14 protein-coding genes and 1 pseudogene are annotated in these 18802 nt (G+C 44.0%); 10 read left to right on the top strand and 5 right to left on the bottom strand.

What is annotated here, in order from left to right; translation table 11 throughout:
* Position 1 precedes the first annotated feature (1 nt).
* The 3 genes from QW71_RS17715 to QW71_RS17705 all read left to right on the top strand — a co-directional run bounded on the left by QW71_RS17715 (position 2) and on the right by QW71_RS17705 (position 2932).
* Positions 2-1057: a HAMP domain-containing sensor histidine kinase gene (locus QW71_RS17715; protein ID WP_039301210.1), complete on the top strand. Its 1056-nt coding sequence runs from the start codon at positions 2-4 to the stop codon at positions 1055-1057.
* 208 nt (positions 1058-1265) lie between these two features.
* The gene (locus QW71_RS17710) at positions 1266-2216 is read left to right on the top strand and encodes an ABC transporter ATP-binding protein (protein ID WP_039301208.1); all 951 of its coding nucleotides are present in this window, start codon (positions 1266-1268) and stop codon (positions 2214-2216) included.
* Positions 2216-2932, top strand: coding sequence for an ABC transporter permease (locus QW71_RS17705; protein ID WP_039301206.1), 717 nt, complete (start codon positions 2216-2218; stop codon positions 2930-2932). The genes QW71_RS17710 and QW71_RS17705 overlap by 1 nt, the downstream gene beginning before the upstream one ends.
* Before the next feature lie 282 nt (positions 2933-3214).
* On the opposite strand, the gene QW71_RS17700 is transcribed toward QW71_RS17705, so the two are convergent.
* Positions 3215-5539, bottom strand: coding sequence for a helix-turn-helix domain-containing protein (locus QW71_RS17700; RefSeq protein ID WP_039301204.1), 2325 nt, complete (start codon positions 5537-5539; stop codon positions 3215-3217).
* A gap of 223 nt (positions 5540-5762) precedes the next feature.
* Between QW71_RS17700 and QW71_RS17695 the strand changes: the two genes are divergently transcribed.
* Genes QW71_RS17695 through QW71_RS17675 form a run of 5 tightly spaced genes read left to right on the top strand, consistent with a single transcriptional unit; the run spans position 5763 to position 11219 of the window.
* Positions 5763-6698, top strand: coding sequence for a sugar ABC transporter permease (locus QW71_RS17695; protein WP_039301203.1), 936 nt, complete (start codon positions 5763-5765; stop codon positions 6696-6698).
* Positions 6699-6714: 16 nt separating this feature from the next.
* Entirely contained in the window at positions 6715-7587 is an 873-nt protein-coding gene (locus QW71_RS17690) for a carbohydrate ABC transporter permease (protein WP_047013831.1), read from the top strand.
* Positions 7588-7645: 58 nt separating this feature from the next.
* Positions 7646-9190, top strand: coding sequence for an extracellular solute-binding protein (locus QW71_RS17685; RefSeq protein ID WP_052770070.1), 1545 nt, complete (start codon positions 7646-7648; stop codon positions 9188-9190).
* A gap of 30 nt (positions 9191-9220) precedes the next feature.
* The gene (locus tag QW71_RS17680; protein WP_235441488.1) at positions 9221-10174 is read left to right on the top strand and encodes a DUF1861 family protein; all 954 of its coding nucleotides are present in this window, start codon (positions 9221-9223) and stop codon (positions 10172-10174) included.
* A gap of 34 nt (positions 10175-10208) precedes the next feature.
* Positions 10209-11219: a glycoside hydrolase family 130 protein gene (locus QW71_RS17675; protein ID WP_039301201.1), complete on the top strand. Its 1011-nt coding sequence runs from the start codon at positions 10209-10211 to the stop codon at positions 11217-11219.
* 50 nt (positions 11220-11269) lie between these two features.
* Here QW71_RS17675 and QW71_RS17670 read toward each other — a convergent pair whose 3' ends face one another.
* A complete protein-coding gene (locus tag QW71_RS17670) occupies positions 11270-11965 on the bottom strand; it encodes a hypothetical protein (RefSeq protein ID WP_152679791.1) in 696 nt (231 codons plus the stop codon).
* 154 nt (positions 11966-12119) lie between these two features.
* Between QW71_RS17670 and QW71_RS17665 the strand changes: the two genes are divergently transcribed.
* A complete protein-coding gene (locus QW71_RS17665) occupies positions 12120-13085 on the top strand; it encodes a nitronate monooxygenase family protein (protein WP_039301197.1) in 966 nt (321 codons plus the stop codon).
* A 562-nt stretch (positions 13086-13647) separates the two neighbouring features.
* Here the strand turns inward: QW71_RS17665 and QW71_RS17660 are convergent.
* Complete coding sequence (locus QW71_RS17660) at positions 13648-15030, bottom strand: MFS transporter (protein ID WP_047013829.1); 1383 nt, start codon at positions 15028-15030, stop codon at positions 13648-13650.
* Between the two features lie 3 nt (positions 15031-15033).
* Positions 15034-17433 carry a hypothetical protein gene (locus QW71_RS17655; protein ID WP_047013828.1) on the bottom strand — a complete coding sequence of 800 codons (2400 nt, stop codon included), beginning with the start codon at positions 17431-17433 and terminating at the stop codon, positions 15034-15036.
* 217 nt (positions 17434-17650) lie between these two features.
* Here QW71_RS17655 and QW71_RS17650 point away from each other — a divergent pair, with 217 nt between their 5' ends.
* The gene (locus tag QW71_RS17650; RefSeq protein ID WP_039301195.1) at positions 17651-18526 is read left to right on the top strand and encodes an AraC family transcriptional regulator; all 876 of its coding nucleotides are present in this window, start codon (positions 17651-17653) and stop codon (positions 18524-18526) included.
* A 156-nt stretch (positions 18527-18682) separates the two neighbouring features.
* Here the strand turns inward: QW71_RS17650 and QW71_RS39030 are convergent.
* Positions 18683-18799 (bottom strand): annotated as a pseudogene (locus tag QW71_RS39030) (sigma factor-like helix-turn-helix DNA-binding protein); the annotation flags it as partial.
* Positions 18800-18802 lie beyond the last annotated feature (3 nt).

Raw genomic sequence — 18802 nt, 5'->3', positions numbered from 1 at the left:
GATGAAACTGAAAATAAAACTTCCCCTCTTATTCCTGCTGATGCTTCTCATTCTTATGTTTTCCATTGGAATCTACCTGAAGTTTATCTTTGCAGTGTATTCTCCTATACGCACCACATTGCTGGACTCACGATATATAGCATTGCTGCTGCCCATCTTTGCCATCGCGGGTTGCATATTTTTCATTCTGATCATCTATATTTATAGAAGCATAGAGAAGCCCATCCGGCTTCTGAATACCCGGCTGGGGGAAGTCAATGTTGTCCATCCCCTGCCTCCGCTGGCTTCGAGAGGTAATGACGAGATCGGAGAGCTGTATAAGCACTTCAATAAGATGGAGCATAAGCTGCAACTCGCCCACAGAGAACAAACCGATATGATTGCAGCCATCGCCCACGATTTGAAGACACCCCTTACCTCTATTAACGGCTTCACCGAACTGCTGGCTACACATGGGGACTTACCCGACACTGAAAAGCAGGAATATTATGAATTGATTCAAAAGAAGTCAGCCTATATGGTTGAGCTCATCAATGATCTCTCCAGCTTCACCAAACAAAAGCTGGAGCTGGAATCCATGGTAGCCGGGCCTGTAAGGGCAACAGAGTTATTTGAAGACATTGCTTTTGAATATGAGGTTGAGCTGGCTGGACTTGACAACGAACTGACTTGCCGCCATTCATTCACGGACAGTATATGGCTAATGGTCAATGAACCGATGATCCGCCGGGTGTTCGGCAACCTCTTCAGCAATGCTGTAAGATATGGGGGGAAGAATAAGCTGAACGTGTATATGACCGGATACCTGAGGGAGCATCATGCCTATTTCCAAATCGAGGACAACGGAATTGGCGTGCCGGATAAGGATTTCTCTTCTCTGTTCCTTAAATTCTTCACGGTGGATAAATCGCGGCAAATCCAAAAGGGCGGCCTTGGGCTGGGTCTGGCAAGCTGTAAATCTATTATTGAGCATCACGAGGGAGAGATTATGGCCTTCCCTTCCGAATATGGCGGTTTGGGGATAAGATTCAGCCTCCCCCTGGCTTCATTTCACTGATTGTATGTAAGCACCTCTTCTTCAACAACCAAAGATTACAGGCTGCTGCCGGGTGTGACACCCAGGCAACAGCCTGTTTGTTTTTTAGCAGTTTATAGTTTTTTATATTCTCTTTATAAACATTTATTTTTCTTTTACAGAAGCTTCATCTCTACATGTGAAAATGACTTGTATATATTAGGGATTATCACAGGAGGAGTTAGCAGCTATGCAAATTTTATCAGAGAAAAAAAGAAGCAGCACGCCCGCTATACAAATTGACGGTGTGCACAAAAAGTTTGGCGACTATACCATATTAAACAATCTTTCGCTGGAGGTGAGCCAAGGAGAGATAATTGGATTCCTGGGGCTGAATGGCGCCGGGAAGACAACGACGATCAAGATGCTCCTGGCGATGCTGAGGCCAAACTCCGGCAAGCTCTATATGTTAGGTGAAAAGGTCGATGCCGGAAACTATGCATTATGGAGTAAGGTTGGATATTTGGAGGAGGCTACCTTTTATCCTGATCTGACTGTAGCTGAGAATCTTGACATCGCAAGGCGCATGCAAGGGGTATCTGACAAGGATGCCGTACATCAGGTGATCTATAAGCTGGGACTTGAGCCGCACCAAAAGAAAAAAGCGAAACATCTCTCTTTGGGTAACAAGCAGCGCCTGGGACTCGCCAAAGCGATGATTCACAATCCGGAAATTCTAATCCTGGACGAGCCGATCAACGGCCTTGATCCCGCAGGCGTGGCGGAGATACGGAATATGTTATATAATCTGGCAACCAATTTCGGCGTAACTATTTTTATATCCAGCCATCTGTTAGAGGAACTATCGAAAGTGTCCACACGCATTGGGATTATTCACGGCGGCCAGCTTGTTAAAGAAGTCGCAATGGATAAGCTGGAGCAATCATTACAGAAAAACCTGGTGGTGAACGGACTGAACAAACCTGCCTTAAAGAAGGTGCTGGAAGAGCATGGCTATACCTTTGAGGATACCTCGGACGGCTATATCAAACTAACCAACGAGCACGCGGCAGATCATCCTGAACGGCTGGCCGAGCTTCTGGTTCAACGCAATCAGCCTCCAACATCGCTCCGGGTGATTACGGAGGATTTGGAAGGGTATTTTCTCCGCACCATTGGGATGACCAGGGGGATTAAATAATGAATATTCTATCTGTGTTACATTGTGAGATTCGCAAGATTATCCGCTCCAATGTGTTCTGGATCATGTTTCTTGTGTTAGGCTTCGGGCCCATCATGATGGGCGTCGGAAATGTATTATCCAGTGACGCCGGCGGTGTCAACTGGGAGCAGTATTTAACCGGATTGCTTGATACACTTGCCCCGCTGGGACTTATCGGATATACCTTTGTTGCGGCATGGGTATTCGGACGGGAGTTTGCGGATAGAACCATCAAGGATTTGCTGGCAAAGCCCGTGTCTAGAGCGAAAATTGTATTGTCCAAATTCCTTGTCATTTTAGCATGGTGCCTGTTACTTTCCGTCTATATGTTTGCCGTAGGTTTTGCCGTAGGGGCGATCATGGGAGCCCAAGGCGGGTCCGCTTCCTTCATTTCGGGCTTGTTCTTTAAGTTCCTGATCACCTCGCTATTGTACATTTTTGTGACCGCACCAACCATTCTTTTGGCTAATGTGACCAAGGGCTACCTGGCACCCCTGGGACTCATCCTGATCATCGTCATTCTTTCCAATGTGCTCGCCTCATTTGGATTTGCACCCTATTTCCCTTGGACCATCCCGTCGGTATTTCAAAGCACCGGTACCTTACAGCTCAGCAGTATATTGATACTTGCGTATACAGGGATAGTCGGGATAGCCGGAACCTTTGCCTGGTGGAGATATGCGGAGCAGTCGTAAACGAACCGGATAGTCTCAGACCATACGATTGGGGCTGTCCCAAAAAGTAGATATTCTACTGACGAGTCAGATTCTCGAAGGTTTGTTGAAAAAAGTGTTTTCGTATCCCGCTTAAACAGCGGAGAGAACGGAACGATTGTGGAAAAGCGAATGCGTTCGCCTTTGTCCCCGGATTTCACCGCTAAGGAGAATCAAAAAAATCTGGGGACAACAGCGATTGGAACAACGGTCCGTTCGCGGAGCGTCCATCCAAGTGCTCACGTTGATCCTGCTCAAAAGCGATCACTCCTCATCATTCACAGTGCTCTTCATCGCCTCCTGTTCGCGGAACGCCGAAGGGGTCAGCCCGTACTTTTTCTTGAACAAGGTGGAGAAGTAAGTGATGTTGTATATCCCTACCGCTTCACTGATCCTGGCCGCAGTCTCAGAGGTAGAAGCAAGCAGATCCTTTGCTTTTTCCAGCCGGGTGTTGTTCAAGTATTCACTGAAGGATTGCCGGGTCGCTCCTTTGAACAGTTTCCCCAGATAGCTGGGTGACAGTCCGGCGATGCTCGACACCAGATCGAGGGATATGTTAGGCTCGGCATAATGTTCATGAATGTAATTCTGTGCTTTTTCAATAAGAATATTATGCTTTTGAGCATTCAGCCAGTGATTTTTGTCTTCAATTAATGTGCAGATGGTGCTGCAATAGCGGTTGAATAGGTTACGTATCTCCGTCAAATCTTCAGCCCGTTCAATATCGCTTACCGCTTGCAGGTAATCATTGAAATTAGAATCCGGCACATGCTGTAAATAGTCAAAATGTTTAAGCAAAGACAACATGAGTTGAGTGCTAAAGGTGATGACCTGATGAACTGAACCGCTGGATATTTTATCTATAAATTCTTCGATTGCGTTAACCATGGGTTCCGGCTTGCCGTCCTGCACAGCATCAATTAGCTTCTTCTCGTAGGCGCCGGGGTAACTCAAGGCTGTCAACACATGATGGCGTGTCGCTATAGCATCCAGAATCGCTTCCTTCCCATAGATGAGCCGGTATTTCACATACTGCTGCGCAGAAGTGTACGAGGACGGAATATTACCCTTTCCGCAGGATATATCTCCTATCCCAATAGATACTGTCACCTTGAAGTAGCGATTCAGGAAGCTTTGAATATTGCGCAAGGCAGGCCCCAGTTCCTCCGGAGGCTGATTGTTCGTGTATTGAAGGATGGCCACGGCTTCACTCCCTCCCATAATGAGAACATCACATGGGCCGATAGGCTCCAGCATCTCTTTGGCGATATTTCCAAGTGCGAAGCGCAGCAGGGACTGCTGTTTCCCCTCCATCCTCTCCCCTAGTGGTTCAAGCTCATTGATTTTGAACACCAGTACGCCAAAATACGGCCCTGCCACCTCCTCGCCGATATCCTTAATAATTTCGTTCGAAACCGAGTGCTCCAGTGAATGACCACGCAGCAAGGCATGCAGGTAATGCTCACGGACGGTCCGGGAAGAGTGGGTAATTACAAACTGCATCGACTTCTCACGTTCATGATAGGAATGGAACACCTCGGTCATCAACTTGTATTCATCAATAGGCGCCAACCCGGAGGCCGGATGGGCCGGGTTAGGCATGACTTTTTCGAGCAGCGCCGATAAGGGTCTATTCATGTTGGAGGTCAAAAGGACAGAGAGCAACAGACCTGCGAGTACAATTCCGGCTGTAACCAGCAGCGTAATCCCCCGGAGCTGGTCGATGTTAGAGATGAGCTCGGAATAAGGTGAAACGCTTACAAAATACCAGTCCAGTTCCTCTGACTTCACATAAGTGACCAGATTCCTTTGGTCTGAAATCGTTGTGGTGAAGCTGTTCTCCTTGTTGTTCTCGATTAATATCTTCCGCACATACTCCTCTTCGGATAAATCCTCCAGAAACAGATTGGAATCGGTATGAGACAGCACCTTACCTTCATTATTGATTACAAAAACATTATTAGCGGCGTCCGCACTGCTGATCTGGCGGATGGTCGTCAGAATGGACTGCTCCTCCACATTGATATAGATCAGCGGATTGCCTGTGGTCCGGGGTGAGAAATTCGGGTACAGCAGGAAGGTCAGGAACTGTAATGACTTGCCGTTGTTGCGGCCCGGAACCTTCAGACTGCGCGGATGGAACTCCATATATTGCTTCGCGCTGAGGGTGGTAAGCGAAGCATCAAACGGAAGCCCGGCTGTATCAATGGTAGTTCCTGTGGAAGGCCGGTGTATCCCGATACTGTGTATATAAGGGTTCACGTTTGTAATTTGTTCGATCTGTTGAAAAATATGATAATTGCTGACCTTGTCCTCCACCGTCTCATTCAGAAATGACAGGATCTCCGGTTGAATCAGCAGTGTATTCCCGATAGTGTTGACCTGATTATAGACTACATCGGAGGCGTAGGTGATCTGGGATAACATCGCCCGGGAATTACGTTCGATCTCCTTAATGGCACTTCTGGAGAATAGCGAGAAGAGTACACCGGATAGCAGGCTTACGGTTAGAAGAACGAGAAGGAAATATGAGATGGTGAGCTTTTGAAATGCCTTGTATCGAACAAGCCGGTTGATGGTTGTCCGCATGCTGAATTCCTCCCAATGCTGCTCGTTATCATTTCTAAACTATAGTACATTTTGGGCCGAAAAGGTACTGAATCAGGCGAAAATGAAAGCCATTCCGTTTTTTTGAAAGCCTTGTGTTTGAATTTGAAAGCGTTTTCCGGGTTTTGAAATAGACACTTTGTGATGCGTTGGCTAATCTGGAATCAAGGCAATCATCATTTATAACAAATGGGGGGAACAGGAATTGACAAAAAAACGGCGTCCGGGATTGAGCATCCTTTCTGACATCCGCAGGAATGGTACATCCTATTTGTTGGTTTTGCCGGCAATGGCATATACTTTTATTTTCGGCTATATGACGTATCCTTATATGATCATTGCTTTCCAGCGTTTCAATTATACCAAGGGAATATTTCATAGCGAATGGGTGGGATTCAAAAACTTTGAGTTTTTCTTCCGGTCCAACAAAGCGCTGACGGTCACCTTTAACACCATTTACTTAAATTTACTCTTTATTATTTTCGGTACGCTGATGGCGCTGGCCATTTCCCTGGTTCTAAACGAACTGCGCAAGAAGCTGTTTGTTAAGATCAGTCAATCCCTGATGTTATTCCCGAATTTCATCTCATGGATTGTCATTAGCTATGTGCTGTATGCGCTCTTCTCCATGGATATGGGAATTGTGAACAAAACGCTGAACCAGCTCGGCATGTCCTCAGTGAACTGGTATACCGATGCACAGTCCTGGCCGGCGATTCTTACCGTCATGCATGTGTGGAAGGGGGCCGGAATGAGTGCCATTATCTACTTGGCAACCATTACCGGCATCGACGAGACGTTGTATGAAGCAGCCGAGATTGACGGGGCTAACCGCCTGCAGATGTGCTTTCGGATTACGCTTCCGCTAATGCTGCCAACGGTTATTATTCTGACGATGCTCTCGGTCGGCAAAATTATGTACGGCGATTTCGGGATGATCTATGCGCTCATCGGTGACAACGGCACCCTATATTCCACTACGGATATCATTGATACGTATGTATTCCGTTCATTGCGTCAGATCGGCGACCCCTCCGAAGCCATGGCTGTTGGACTTTTCCAGTCGGTCATCGGATTCATCCTTGTCTTTGGGACAAATGCCATTACCCGCAGGTTCTTCAAAGATGGCGCATTATACTAAATCCGGAGGAGTAACTATGAAAAAATTGTCAATCAGCAAGACGGTCATGTACACGCTGACTGCGGTGTATTCGGCGCTTTGCCTGCTTCCGATGCTGCTCGTGCTGATGATCTCTATCACGGATGAGGATGCTATTCTTAAGAACGGCTACAGCCTCTTTCCGGAGAAATTCTCTCTATATGCCTATAAGCTGATCTTCACGGGCGGCTCCCAAGTCATTCAGAGCTACGGGATTTCTATCTTTGTCACGGTTGTCGGTACCACACTGGCTCTTCTAATTACTTCTATGGCAGGCTATACACTAGCGAACAAAAATGTGAAAAACCGCAATCTGCTGGCCCTTTACTTCTTTATCACCATGATTTTCTCAGCCGGCATTGTGCCCTGGTATCTGATGAACCGGTCGCTCGGATTAACCAATAATATCTTCGCCCTGATTATTCCGTCGCTCCTGTTCAGCCCGTTCAACCTCTTCCTTGTACGCAATTTCATGAACGGCATTCCCGATTCGCTGCGGGAATCAGCTACCATAGACGGAGCCAGTGATATTGTCATTGCTTTTAGGATTTACCTTCCGTTATGTAAGCCGGTACTCGCGACGATTGCCCTCTTCTATGGACTGGATTACTGGAACAACTGGTGGAATGCGATCATGCTGATTGACACCAAAGATTTGTACCCGCTGCAATTTATGCTTCTTCAGATGCAATCGGAGATCAGTATGCTGAACGATATGGCCATGCTGGCCGGAACAAGCGACGTTACGCTTCCTTCGGAGTCGGTCAAGATGGCGACAGCCATCGTGACAATCGGGCCGATCGTCCTCCTCTATCCGTATCTGCAAAAGTACTTCGTGAAAGGGCTGGTTATAGGTTCAGTTAAAGGCTGATGTCATCCCTTAGGGGTTAACATAAATAAGGCATAAAAAGAGGAGGTCCATATTATCCATGAAAAAACATTACGCAATTCTATGTGCTGTGGTGCTTGCCCTTTCTACACTGATCGGGTGCGGCAAGGCGTCCGACAGCCCTGCTGCAAACGGGGAAAATAATGCTTCATCCCCGAAGTCGGACAATATCGTCCGGATCAAATACGTGGTTCCCGGCACTGAGCCGAAAGACTACCAGAAGGTGTTTGAAAAAGTCAATGAGAAGCTGGCTGCAGATGGTGTCGGCGTTGAAGTGGAGAAAATCTTCATCCCCTGGGATGCGTGGGACCAGAAACTGAACCTGATGCTGTCCACGGGTGAAAATTTCGATCTGTTTCATGTCATGCAGGACCGCACTCCGTTCTCCAACTACTATACCCGGGGTGCGCTTGCAGATATCTCAGATGAAATTGAAAAGGTTGGAGCTAACCTGAAAAAACATATTCCGGAGGATATCTTCAACGGGGCAACCATCGGCGGGAAATATTATATCGTCCCCTCCTACTGGGTTGAAATGGCGAGCGAGGGACAATTCAATATCCGCCGCGACATTCTCCGCGAGAACAATCTGGAAGAGCCGGCAACTCCGGCTGAATTGATTAGCGCTTGGGAGATTGTGATGAAGAACTGGAAGGGCAAAAACAAGCCTTATCTCAGCACCCGGGCCGATTTTGACCCGATCTCCCTGCATACCTCTATCCTACACCGGAGTTATGACAGCTTCCCGTTCACCGTTAAGGATAAGTTCTTTTATGTCAATCAGAACGGAGAGGTCAAATCCTGGATTGAGACGGAAGAATTCAAGAAGGATGCCGCCTTCATGCGCGAGCTGTACACCAAGGAAATTACGAATCCTGATATCTTAGTCATGAAGCAGGAGCAGGTAGATGCTCAGCTCGACAGCGGGGAGTGGTTCGTACGCCTGGGAACCGGCGGAAGCCTGAACGGGCTCCAGAAATACAATCCGGAAGCTACAGTAGACGATATCGGAGTGGTATGGTTTAACCCGGAGAAAGAATATCTGCGTCCCCTCTCCTTCAAGAACGGAAATGCCGTACCGGTGAACAGCAAACATCCGGAGGCAGCCGTTAAATTCATGGATTGGATGCTGGCCAGTCAAGACAATTATGATCTGGTTCAATATGGCATAGAGGGTGAGCACTACACCAAAGATGGCGAAAAGGGCCTAAAGCCGATCAAAGATCCGAATAACAATAACAATCCAAGGTACAGGGGCTCCGACTCGCAGAACGGGAATGTGAACTTTATGCGCTTTGACCTGGAGAGTAGTATTCCTGACAATAACAAAGTCTTATTTGAGCCAAATCCCCAAGCGGTCAATAGTATTGCGGCCAACTTTATTTTTGATCCAACGAATGTGAGAACTGAATATACTAATATTCTCTCGGAAGCTTCAGCCAGCATCACTCCGATCTATATGGGGGTTCTGGACTACGATACAGCATTCACCGAAGCACTGGACAAAATGAAGAAAGCCGGCCTGGACAAGGTAGTTGCGGAATACCAAAAACAGTTTCAGGAATATCAATCTTCTCTGCAATAAAAAGAGCTGATACAATAAAGGAGTGCGGAAATGTTGAGCCTGCATAAGCAAAAAATAGAATTTGAAGCGTCAAAAACCATTTATGAAAGCGCAACCTTATCATTTAAAAACGTGGAAGGGTTTGATGTCTATAATATTTCGATTCCTTTTGAACGGGATGGCAAACGTTACTTGTTCGGCCGGGTAGAACGCCGCGAAGAATGGGCCCGCTCCTGGGTCCGCCTCTTCGAGGAGACCGGTCAGGATGAGTGGACCGTGGTAGATAATAGTATGATCTATACGCTGGAGGACCCGTTTATCAGCGAAATCGGTGATGAGCTGGTCCTGGGCGGAACGCATGTGCAATATCAAAGCGGCAAATACAGCACGTTTTTCGGATATTTTTACCGGGGGACTGACCTCCACAATTTGTACTACTTCACTACCGGTCCTAACAAAATGAAAGATATCCGCCTTGTTGCTCTGGCGGACGGCAGGATTGGCGTCTTCTCGCGTCCGCGGGGCAGCGAGATGAAAGGCCAATACGGCAGCGAATCCATGATCGGCTTCACAGTTATTGACAAGCTGGAAGAGTTGACTGCAGACGTCATTGAGAATGCACCTTACCTTCATGGTATTTTTGGTGCAGGCGAATGGGGAGGCGTCAATCAGGCTTATCTGCTGGACAGCGGCAAGATCGGGATTATCGGCCATATTTGTTATCAGGATAAGAATGAGGATGACAAGCTTCTAAAGGTATATTTGAATATGGCCTTTATCTTCGATCCCATCACCCGGGAATCCCATGACCTGCATCTCATTGGAAGCCGTTCCTGCTACCCGCCGGGACCCGCCAAGTTCCCATATTTGACGGACTGCGTCTTTTCTTCGGGGATCGTGATGCGGGGGGACGGCAAGGCCGATCTGTACAGCGGCGTGGGTGATTGCCAGGCCGGGCGTATTACGATCGACTATCCGTTCGCACCCTATGGAAGCATTGTCTAGAACGCAGTTCAACATCCAAGGAGGATATTTAGCGATGAATAATGCAAATACACCCATCATAGGAGCTTTGACATCCAGCCCGCTCATCCGCCGTCACCCGGCCAATCCTGTGCTGGATGCGGCCCAGGTCCCTTATCCCACCGCACTTGTGTTCAATGCGGGAGTGGTTAAGTTCGGCGGCCGGTATGTGATGGTATTCCGCAATGACTATGGCTCACTAGAGAAGCAGACCCTTGAACCGACTCATACAACGGATCTGGGTATCGCCTTCAGTGAAGACGGGATTCACTGGACGGCAGGGCCCAAGCCGGTGTTCAAGCTGAACGACGAAGAGGTTGTGCGCCCTTACGATCCGCGTCTGACGGTAATTGGCGGCCGTTGCTACATGTGCTTCGCTGTAGATACACGGCATGGTATCCGGGGAGGGGTCGCAGTTACGGATGACTTTGAATCCTTTGAAATATTGAGCTTGTCCACACCGGACCTGCGGAATATGGTGCTGTTCCCGGAGAAGATCAACGGCAACTATGTGCGGCTGGAACGGCCGTTCACCGTATACAGCCGCGGAGGCAAGGACCGGTTCGACACCTGGATCTCGGAGTCGCCGGATCTGATCTATTGGGGACGTTCGGATCTGTTGCTGGCGGTGGAGCAGGTACCGTTCGCCAATGACAAGATCGGTCCGGCAGCGCCGCCAGTGAAGACGGATAAGGGCTGGCTCACCACCTTCCATGCGGTGGATATTGATCCCGCCAGAGGGAAGCACGGCTGGGAGCCGTCCTGGAAGAAGCGGTATACCGCAGGTATTATGCTGCTTGACCTGGACAATCCGAAGAAAATTCTCGGAATGAGCGCATCGCCGCTGCTTGCACCCGAAGCCCCCTACGAAATAGACGGAGGCTTCCGCAATAATGTCATCTTTCCCGGCGGTATGATCCTGGAGGACGATGGAGAAGTGAAAATTTATTACGGGGCCGCCGACACAGTGGAATGCTTGGCTACCGCCCATGTAGATGATCTGATCAGACTTTGTTTGGGACAGTGAGACTGGCATCCTAACTAACAGAAGCGGGCCCGTTTTTTCCCTTGTAAAACTCATGATACAGCTTCAAGAGCTTGCGGTAACGTTCTTTCGTATTCCTTATGTAACACATAACGTTGGACGCCTCTCGAAGCGCTTACTGCTTCCCTCGCATGATTGATAGCAGTTTCACTGTTACCTGCTTTGAGTTCAATTTCTGCGAGCAGAGCTGATCTCATCCATTGCTTCCTGATTGATTCAAGATGTTCCCGCGCCTGAGCACTTTTCCCGTCCTCCAACAGCAGAGCCGTTTCGTAGTACGTCCGGTAATCCGAATAGCGGATATACGGCACGGCTTCCTGAACAGCAGCCAACTCTTTGCGGTAAAGTCCGTAAGCCGCCTTGAATGTTGCCTGTACCGCTACCTGCTTATATTTGCTCATTAGCTTCTCCATAACCGTTCTTGATTCATCGTCAAGTCTATTCGCAAGAACATACTGAATATACAGAGAAGGATTGTTTTTCTGGCTGCGTAAAAAGGACTCCACGCGGTCCATGCGTTTCTCCAAAACAGCAGGATAATAGAATTGGATTATAAAAGCAATGAGACAAGCCACCACAGCCCCAACTACTATCAGGATTGGTGAATAGTCGTTGAATAATACGAATAAGACAAACACGAACAGCACGAAATAAACTGCAATGCTCCAGCGAAAACGTTTCATTATAAATCTCCTTTGAATATCATCATTAACAAGCACAGCTTCCATTTAAAATATTGTATCACAAGTGGAAAGACATGATATTTAACATAGTTTGAGCATGTTTACAGTCACATCCGGGAATGACTTAACTGTGTTACGATATATCTTATTCCTCTAGAGGAGTTCTATAATGTCAACAACTTGCGAAAGAGGTGTGTAATTGAAACTTCCAACAATCCAATTCGGACATATTAAATCGAGAGTTCCTGTTATTCAAGGTGGAATGGGTGTAGGCATATCCTTAAGTGGACTAGCCGCTGCTGTAGCCAACGCAGGCGGGATCGGCACCATCTCTGGTACAGGAATCACTGCTGAAGAGCTGAGAATACATATTCGCAAAACAAGAGAACTCTCTAAAGGGATTGGCTATGTCGGTGTGAATGTACTATTCGCAGTGAAGGATTTTGCCGAAAAAATGAAGGTTGCTTTGGAAGAAAAGGTTGACTTTATTATTTCCGGAGCCGGAATTTCTAGAGATATTTATGCTTGGGGTAGAGAATATGGTACTCCTGTCGTAACTATTGTTTCATCCGCCAAATTAGCCAGAATTTCCGAAAGACTTGGTGCCTCCGCAGTCGTTGTGGAAGGGTTCGAGGCCGGGGGACATTTAGGTACAGACAGACCCATGTTTGATATCCTTCCTGAAGTCTTAGAGGCCGTTTCGATTCCGGTTATTGCTGCGGGCGGGATTCTAACAGGGGATGATATCGCAAAAGCCCTTCGGATGGGCGCATCTGGTGTTCAAATGGGTACCCGTTTTGTGGCTAGCCATGAGTGTGATGCTCCCTTAGCCTTCAAGCAAAAGTATGTAGATGCTCAGCAAGGAGATACAGTCCTAATCAAGTCTACTGTGGGTCTAGAAGGAAGAGCGATTCGAAATGAATTTACGGACCGGATCAGTAATGATGCCAAATTAAAGATAGTCAAATGCTATGATTGTCTAAAGGTTTGTTCACATCGCTTCTGTACAATGGAATCCCTGCTCACTTCCCTTAGGGGAGATGTTAAGAACGGATTGGTTTTTGCTGGGTCCAGAGTTCATGAGATTACAGAGATTTTGTCCGTACAGCAGATTATCGACAATTTAATGAATGAGTATCAAGGGGCATTGAACCCGACAATTTAAGGTTGTTCTAAGATTCAAAAGCACGATTAACCACTTAAGCAAGCTTGGGATTTTCGAGCATAAGTGGTTTTTTTTGCTTGATACTCAAATTTAGTTATATTTAATAAGCTTTTGTGTTGTATTTAACTAAAGATTTCCGTACCTTTCTTCTTAATTGCAGCAACAGCCTCTCCCTTTCTCATGTATTATTATGAAGATCTCAACCCAATTTCCAATCCGAAAGTCATACAGATTAATGTTTAATTTTAAACAATTCTATCGCGTGAAAACGAATATATTATATACATTCTCTTGCTTTATTTACTCACTTATCAAATGAGAAGCAACCTTATAAAATTAATTGTAAGCGTTATTAAGTTAATAAATTCGGCACCTGGAAAATTGAACTATCATCATATCATTGTACTTTATCCTGCTGTTTCTACATCTCGTATACGGGTTCAAATCAAGGTATGTTCTAAAAAACCGATTCCGGACGCTAGCGATTTGCCTGCGCCGAAACCGGTTCTATACGGTATACAATAAGCCGTAATATTTCGGTCATATCGTCCCATCACATCTTTTATTTTCCCAATCTTGCCTGCAGTTCCTGTCTGATCTTGCTTTCATTTTTTTCATATTTAACATATTTAAACATAATAAGTCCGCCAACCGCAAAGAAGATTGCCGGTAGCCAGGTGAAGCAAAACTTAATAGCTGCTAATGATTGAGCCGTCTGTGTCACATTTGCTTCATAACCTGCAGAATCTAAAATGACTGAAGGGATAAAACTGCCTAATCCCGCCCCCAGCTTAATACAGAAAGAAATCCCAACCGCTGTCAAAAATCCACTGGCTCTAATACCACTCTTCCACTCGCCGTAGTCGACTGTATCTGAAAGCATCGCAAAAGGCAAAGTAACTGCTATACCCGTCCCTAATGAAGATACTGTCCATCCAATTATTATCAACGTGAGCTCACTTCCTGCGAATCCAATAATGATTTGACCTAAGGCTGCCAATGACAAGCCAATAATTTGTGTATGAGACTTTATGAAGCGTTTTACTAGAAAAGGTAACAGTGTTATAGAAACCATTTGAACAACCACTAGACCATTTAGTATAGATGCCCAATTCTTATGCCCCAGATTATACTCACTATAATAAATTACTGTTGAAGCTCTAGCCGTATTTCCTAACCAATAAAAAATGAATACTAATACTAATGTAATCCATGGCCAGTTCCCTTTAATCGCACGGAAGCTGTCACGAATAGAAATGGATTTAGCCTTTTGTGAAGTACCAATTTCGTTCGTTCCGCTAAATGCGAAGAGAAGAAGCAGAATGCCTACGACTGCAAAAATCCCTACAGTAACACTAAACCCTAATTTATCATTACCTTTTCCAAAAAAGTCTACCAACGGAAGCGCAAAGGAAGCAGTAATTAGGTATCCGATCATTCCCCCGTTACTTCTCCATGAATTCAAACGGACTCTTTCATCAGAGTCATATGTCAAATTTGGAAGCGCCGACGACATTGATGCACTGATCCCCGTATATATAACACCAGCTAAAATATATGTTATTAATGCATAAATCGTTTTTGCACTTGTTGATATATCAGGAACTAGAAATGCTAAGAAAACGGAAACCCCAAAGGGAATAGAAAGCCATAGCCAATATGGACGGCTTTGCCCCCATCTTGTACGTGTATGATCAATAACAATTCCCCATATTGGAGCATCAAGAGCATCAAAAAATCGCGCTATGAGTAGAATCATTCCAGTTGCTGCTACAGAAATCCCCATTACATCCGTATAAAAATACATGATATAGCTTGTCAAAGTACAGTACAGTAGATTTCCTGCTGTATCAGTACTGGCGAAAGCCAATATTCGCTTTAATGATAGCTTCGAGGACTTTGAATTGTCGTCAACAGTTTTTTCTATATTAATTGCATTTTGCATCTCTTATCTTGCCTCCTGCAGTTTATTTATATTTATAAACCGGCCGTCGGAATAAAGAATTTCTTTCATAATTTCTCCATTCGGAGAAATGAAATGTGAATCAGCCTCATAAAAATGATATTCTGTTGGGTATGGAGCGTAGCTATGAATTAAAAGTCCTTGATCTGTGTATTCAATACACCCATTGATTACTTTGATTTGATTGTCTTCTTCATATAAGAAGGTTTTTTTGCCAAATCCATCAAGATACGCTGTAAGTTCTTCTCCCATATCCCAGTCAGAAGTTTCTTCTTCTTTGTTGAACAACTTCGAAAAGATTCCGCCATCTCTATAAAATGTTGATTGACCAAACCGGTTTCTTGATAAGTCAGGACGGTTGATATTTGGCCCCCCGACACTGTATGTTGATGCTGCTTCTCCGGTATTCAATCTCAGATCAGTAGCTTTCGCATCAGTATCATAACAATATAAAATCCCTACAGTAGCTCTATAAGCAGCCTTCAGATAACGAGTATCATGTAATTCCTCGTATACTTTTAGAGTGGCAGCTGCAGTTAATCCACCCCACAAGGAGTGAATCATATAAGAGAGTGATTCCCACCAGCGGTCCGGATTCTGTGCTCTAAAGTCATTTGAGAAACCTATGTTGGCAAGCAATAACTCTCCATACTTTTTAGCAGCATTACTATGGCCGGAACTTGCTAATGCGCCAGCTGCCGGACCAAATCCAGCGTTATCATAAAAATGTTCAGTAACCGCCGCATTATAAGTTTCACTGTCTTTTGCGACTTTCGCAGCCAGGTCAGACCATAGTGCACATATTTCATTATACTTTTCAGTTAATCCTCGGTTTTTCAATTCATCCAGTAGACCATTGATATATAAGAAGAAAGTCCCCAACATTTGAGCTTCTTCTTTCCCCCTGGCCGTCTGATGCAAATCAGGATTCACACGCAATCTGAATACTTCTGCCGCCCACTCCAAGTAAGTATCAGGATTGTTGTACTTTAATATATTGTGGTCAAACCGCGATAACAAATAGAAAACATGGCCTATATATTCGAAATCCATGCATCGATAGAATTCACCATAAAGGAAAGCAGGCTTTAAAAAATCCCCATTAACAAACCATTTCGGCCGAATGTAGTTAACACAACTTTCTTCTACTTTCTGCACCTCGGAAACGTCAGGGCTGTCAACCAGTAAATTCTTTTTCAAGATAAAGCTCAGTTTCCCTAACGACTCACCTTGATTAGAAATCGGGGAATAAGAGTACGGAATGTCCCCTTCATTACCGCTGTAGAGCACATTGCTGATATAGTGTGCTCTATTGGTAAAAATACTTCGTATTGGCCTCATTACATTAATAATAATGCTGTCAATTTTACTGTTATCCAGTACTATTGAAACTTTATGTTCACCTGGTTCTTCAAAAATCAAAGCGGAGTTATAATTACTTCCATTGTTATTGATATCCGACATTAGGTTCCGTACGTTACAGACATCATTTGAATCTCTGAACTCTATATAAGCATCCTTTAAAACTGTATTGGAAGGTAGACTAAAAGAGAAATCATAAGGTTGATTTGTTATGGCAAGCGGTTCAAAATTATATACAGGATGTCCATATTTCTTACCTATCTGATAAAAATCCTCTTGATCAGCAAATGACTCAAGTATAAATTGCCATTCCTTTGTTGTATCCGCTTTCACTGAAAATCCATCTTTAGAATATATCCAATCGGAATTAGAAGATCCTTCAGGATATCCACCTGCAAAAACTAATTGATGGAACAAAATTCCATCTAGTGAAGGAGAAACGTTTTCATAAAATAGATTTTCATATTCACAATACGTTCCTACTGACTTAGTTTCGCCATCCAACTGATAGATACCCAGATGTGGAGCATTATTGCTTCTTCTCATACATGCCATTTTAGTAAAGTTCTTGGATATGGATGGAAAAACGGCTGTTGAATGTCTTGTTTGCATATTTAAATCGTTAATGCGATACATGACATAAGCAAAGGATGACCATACTCTAAAATCAGAAATGTTGACATCACTATTTGTACGATTGATTAATTGAATCGTCCAATTTAAAGAGTCCTCTGATTGGCTCAAATCATACGTAAAATGAATTTCCACATCATCCAAAATATATGTTACCGTTGCCAATTGTTTTGACAAAATCAATTCCCCATGACTCTTAGTACTGTTATACTTTTTATCGTTTATAGATATACTGAAATTTCCGAACAATTTATCCTTATCATCATAATGTACTTTTTCTAAATAACTTTCATCGACAACCCAATTCATCTTGTGGGGATCATTTTTCAGAATTAGTTTTGATACATTTCCATTTGAACAGAAATCAAGTATAAATCTTTGGTTTTCCACCAAGTAGCCTCCTTTTTTATATGTGAACATAGAGATTAGCACATTTAATAGGTAATTTATTGATTTAAAAACTATTAATGCAATCGCTTACTATTAAGTATAATATAAATCATTAATAATTGAATAAACGATTACAATATCTTTTTACACTTTTTCACTTTTGATGATATTATTTAATTATTACGACAACATACATAAGGGAGGGAACAATCAATATATGAATGATAATTTATTTGTATCTATTGCTATTCCACCTTTTCCTATCTTCATTGAAGGGAACTTAACAGAGTATGGAATAGGCACTTTGCATCCTGACCGAAAGAATCTGGAATATTTCGATATTATCTTTGTTAAAGAAGGGGCTTTGTACATAGGAGAGGAGGGGAGAGATTATACAGTCAGAGCAAATGAAATGTTAGTCTTGTTGCCAAATAAGCATCATTATCCATTAAAACCAACAGATGAAATAACGAAATTTTATTGGATTCACATTTTCACAACCGGAAACTACGAACAGAGTAATCAATCAAGACAACTGGAATCCAATATTCCTATTCCTTCACTTCACTTTCATAATAAATTTCATACTATCCATCTCTCCAAAAAATCCCATCTTATTGATACAGATGATATTTACGAAAAAATTCAAGAATTACTAGTTAATACAACGAAAAAAGATACAAATATAAAATTCTGGGATATTCAACAACGATTTTTTTCTCTGCTAAATCTCTTGGATGGGCAAAATAATGCAAAAGATATAAGCGTTTTAATTGCTGAAAAAGTAGAACAATTTATACGTGCGAATTTTAATAAAGATATTACAAATGACACTTTAGTTGCTAAATTCAATTTACATGAGAATACTCTCGCCAAATATTTGAAACAATATTACGGATATACACCAATGGAATATTTAAAGGAATACCGGTTGAAACAGGCTAGAGGTTTATTGCTTAAAACTGACTATTCTATAGAAAAAATAGCTGAACTTTGTGGGTATAATTGGGTTCCCTACTTCTCCAGATCTTTTAAAAAAAAACATGATATTTCGCCACTTCAATATCGTAAGAAGCATATTGGAAAAAATTAGAATTCCAGGCATCCCCCCCGTCAAGAATACAAGGAGCAGCACGTCCTTTGCAGAAGCTTACCAAAAAATGCTCCCCATACAGCAACAGGTTTTTATTATTTCGCCTGTTTACTGTATGGGGAGCATATCATTTTGAAACCGCCTCTTTCCAATCCCCTAACGCTTCACCTTATAAAACTCATGATACAGCTTCATCAGCGCTCTCTTCTCAATCCGCGACACATAACTCTGTGGGATCCCTAAGTCCTTCGCAATCTCACGCTTCGTCCGCTCTCA

It is taken from the genome of Paenibacillus sp. IHB B 3415 (genome assembly GCF_000802655.2).
GTDB lineage: Bacteria > Bacillota > Bacilli > Paenibacillales > Paenibacillaceae > Paenibacillus_AQ > Paenibacillus_AQ phytohabitans.
This window is presented reverse-complemented; position numbering and strand designations above follow the sequence as displayed.

Excerpts from the sequence above, each read along its gene's own strand:
- QW71_RS17660 (WP_047013829.1), bottom strand. The coding sequence starts at position 15,030 with ATGCAAAATGCAATTAATATAGAAAAAACTGTTGACGACAATTCAAAG.
- QW71_RS17685 (WP_052770070.1), top strand. The coding sequence starts at position 7,646 with ATGAAAAAACATTACGCAATTCTATGTGCTGTGGTGCTTGCCCTTTCT.
- QW71_RS17690 (WP_047013831.1), top strand. The coding sequence starts at position 6,715 with ATGAAAAAATTGTCAATCAGCAAGACGGTCATGTACACGCTGACTGCG.
- QW71_RS17700 (WP_039301204.1), bottom strand. The coding sequence starts at position 5,539 with ATGCGGACAACCATCAACCGGCTTGTTCGATACAAGGCATTTCAAAAG.
- QW71_RS17705 (WP_039301206.1), top strand. The coding sequence starts at position 2,216 with ATGAATATTCTATCTGTGTTACATTGTGAGATTCGCAAGATTATCCGC.
- QW71_RS17715 (WP_039301210.1), top strand. The coding sequence starts at position 2 with ATGAAACTGAAAATAAAACTTCCCCTCTTATTCCTGCTGATGCTTCTC.
- QW71_RS17680 (WP_235441488.1), top strand. The coding sequence starts at position 9,221 with ATGTTGAGCCTGCATAAGCAAAAAATAGAATTTGAAGCGTCAAAAACC.
- QW71_RS17650 (WP_039301195.1), top strand. The coding sequence starts at position 17,651 with ATGAATGATAATTTATTTGTATCTATTGCTATTCCACCTTTTCCTATC.
- QW71_RS17670 (WP_152679791.1), bottom strand. The coding sequence starts at position 11,965 with ATGGAAGCTGTGCTTGTTAATGATGATATTCAAAGGAGATTTATAATG.
- QW71_RS17675 (WP_039301201.1), top strand. The coding sequence starts at position 10,209 with ATGAATAATGCAAATACACCCATCATAGGAGCTTTGACATCCAGCCCG.
- QW71_RS17710 (WP_039301208.1), top strand. The coding sequence starts at position 1,266 with ATGCAAATTTTATCAGAGAAAAAAAGAAGCAGCACGCCCGCTATACAA.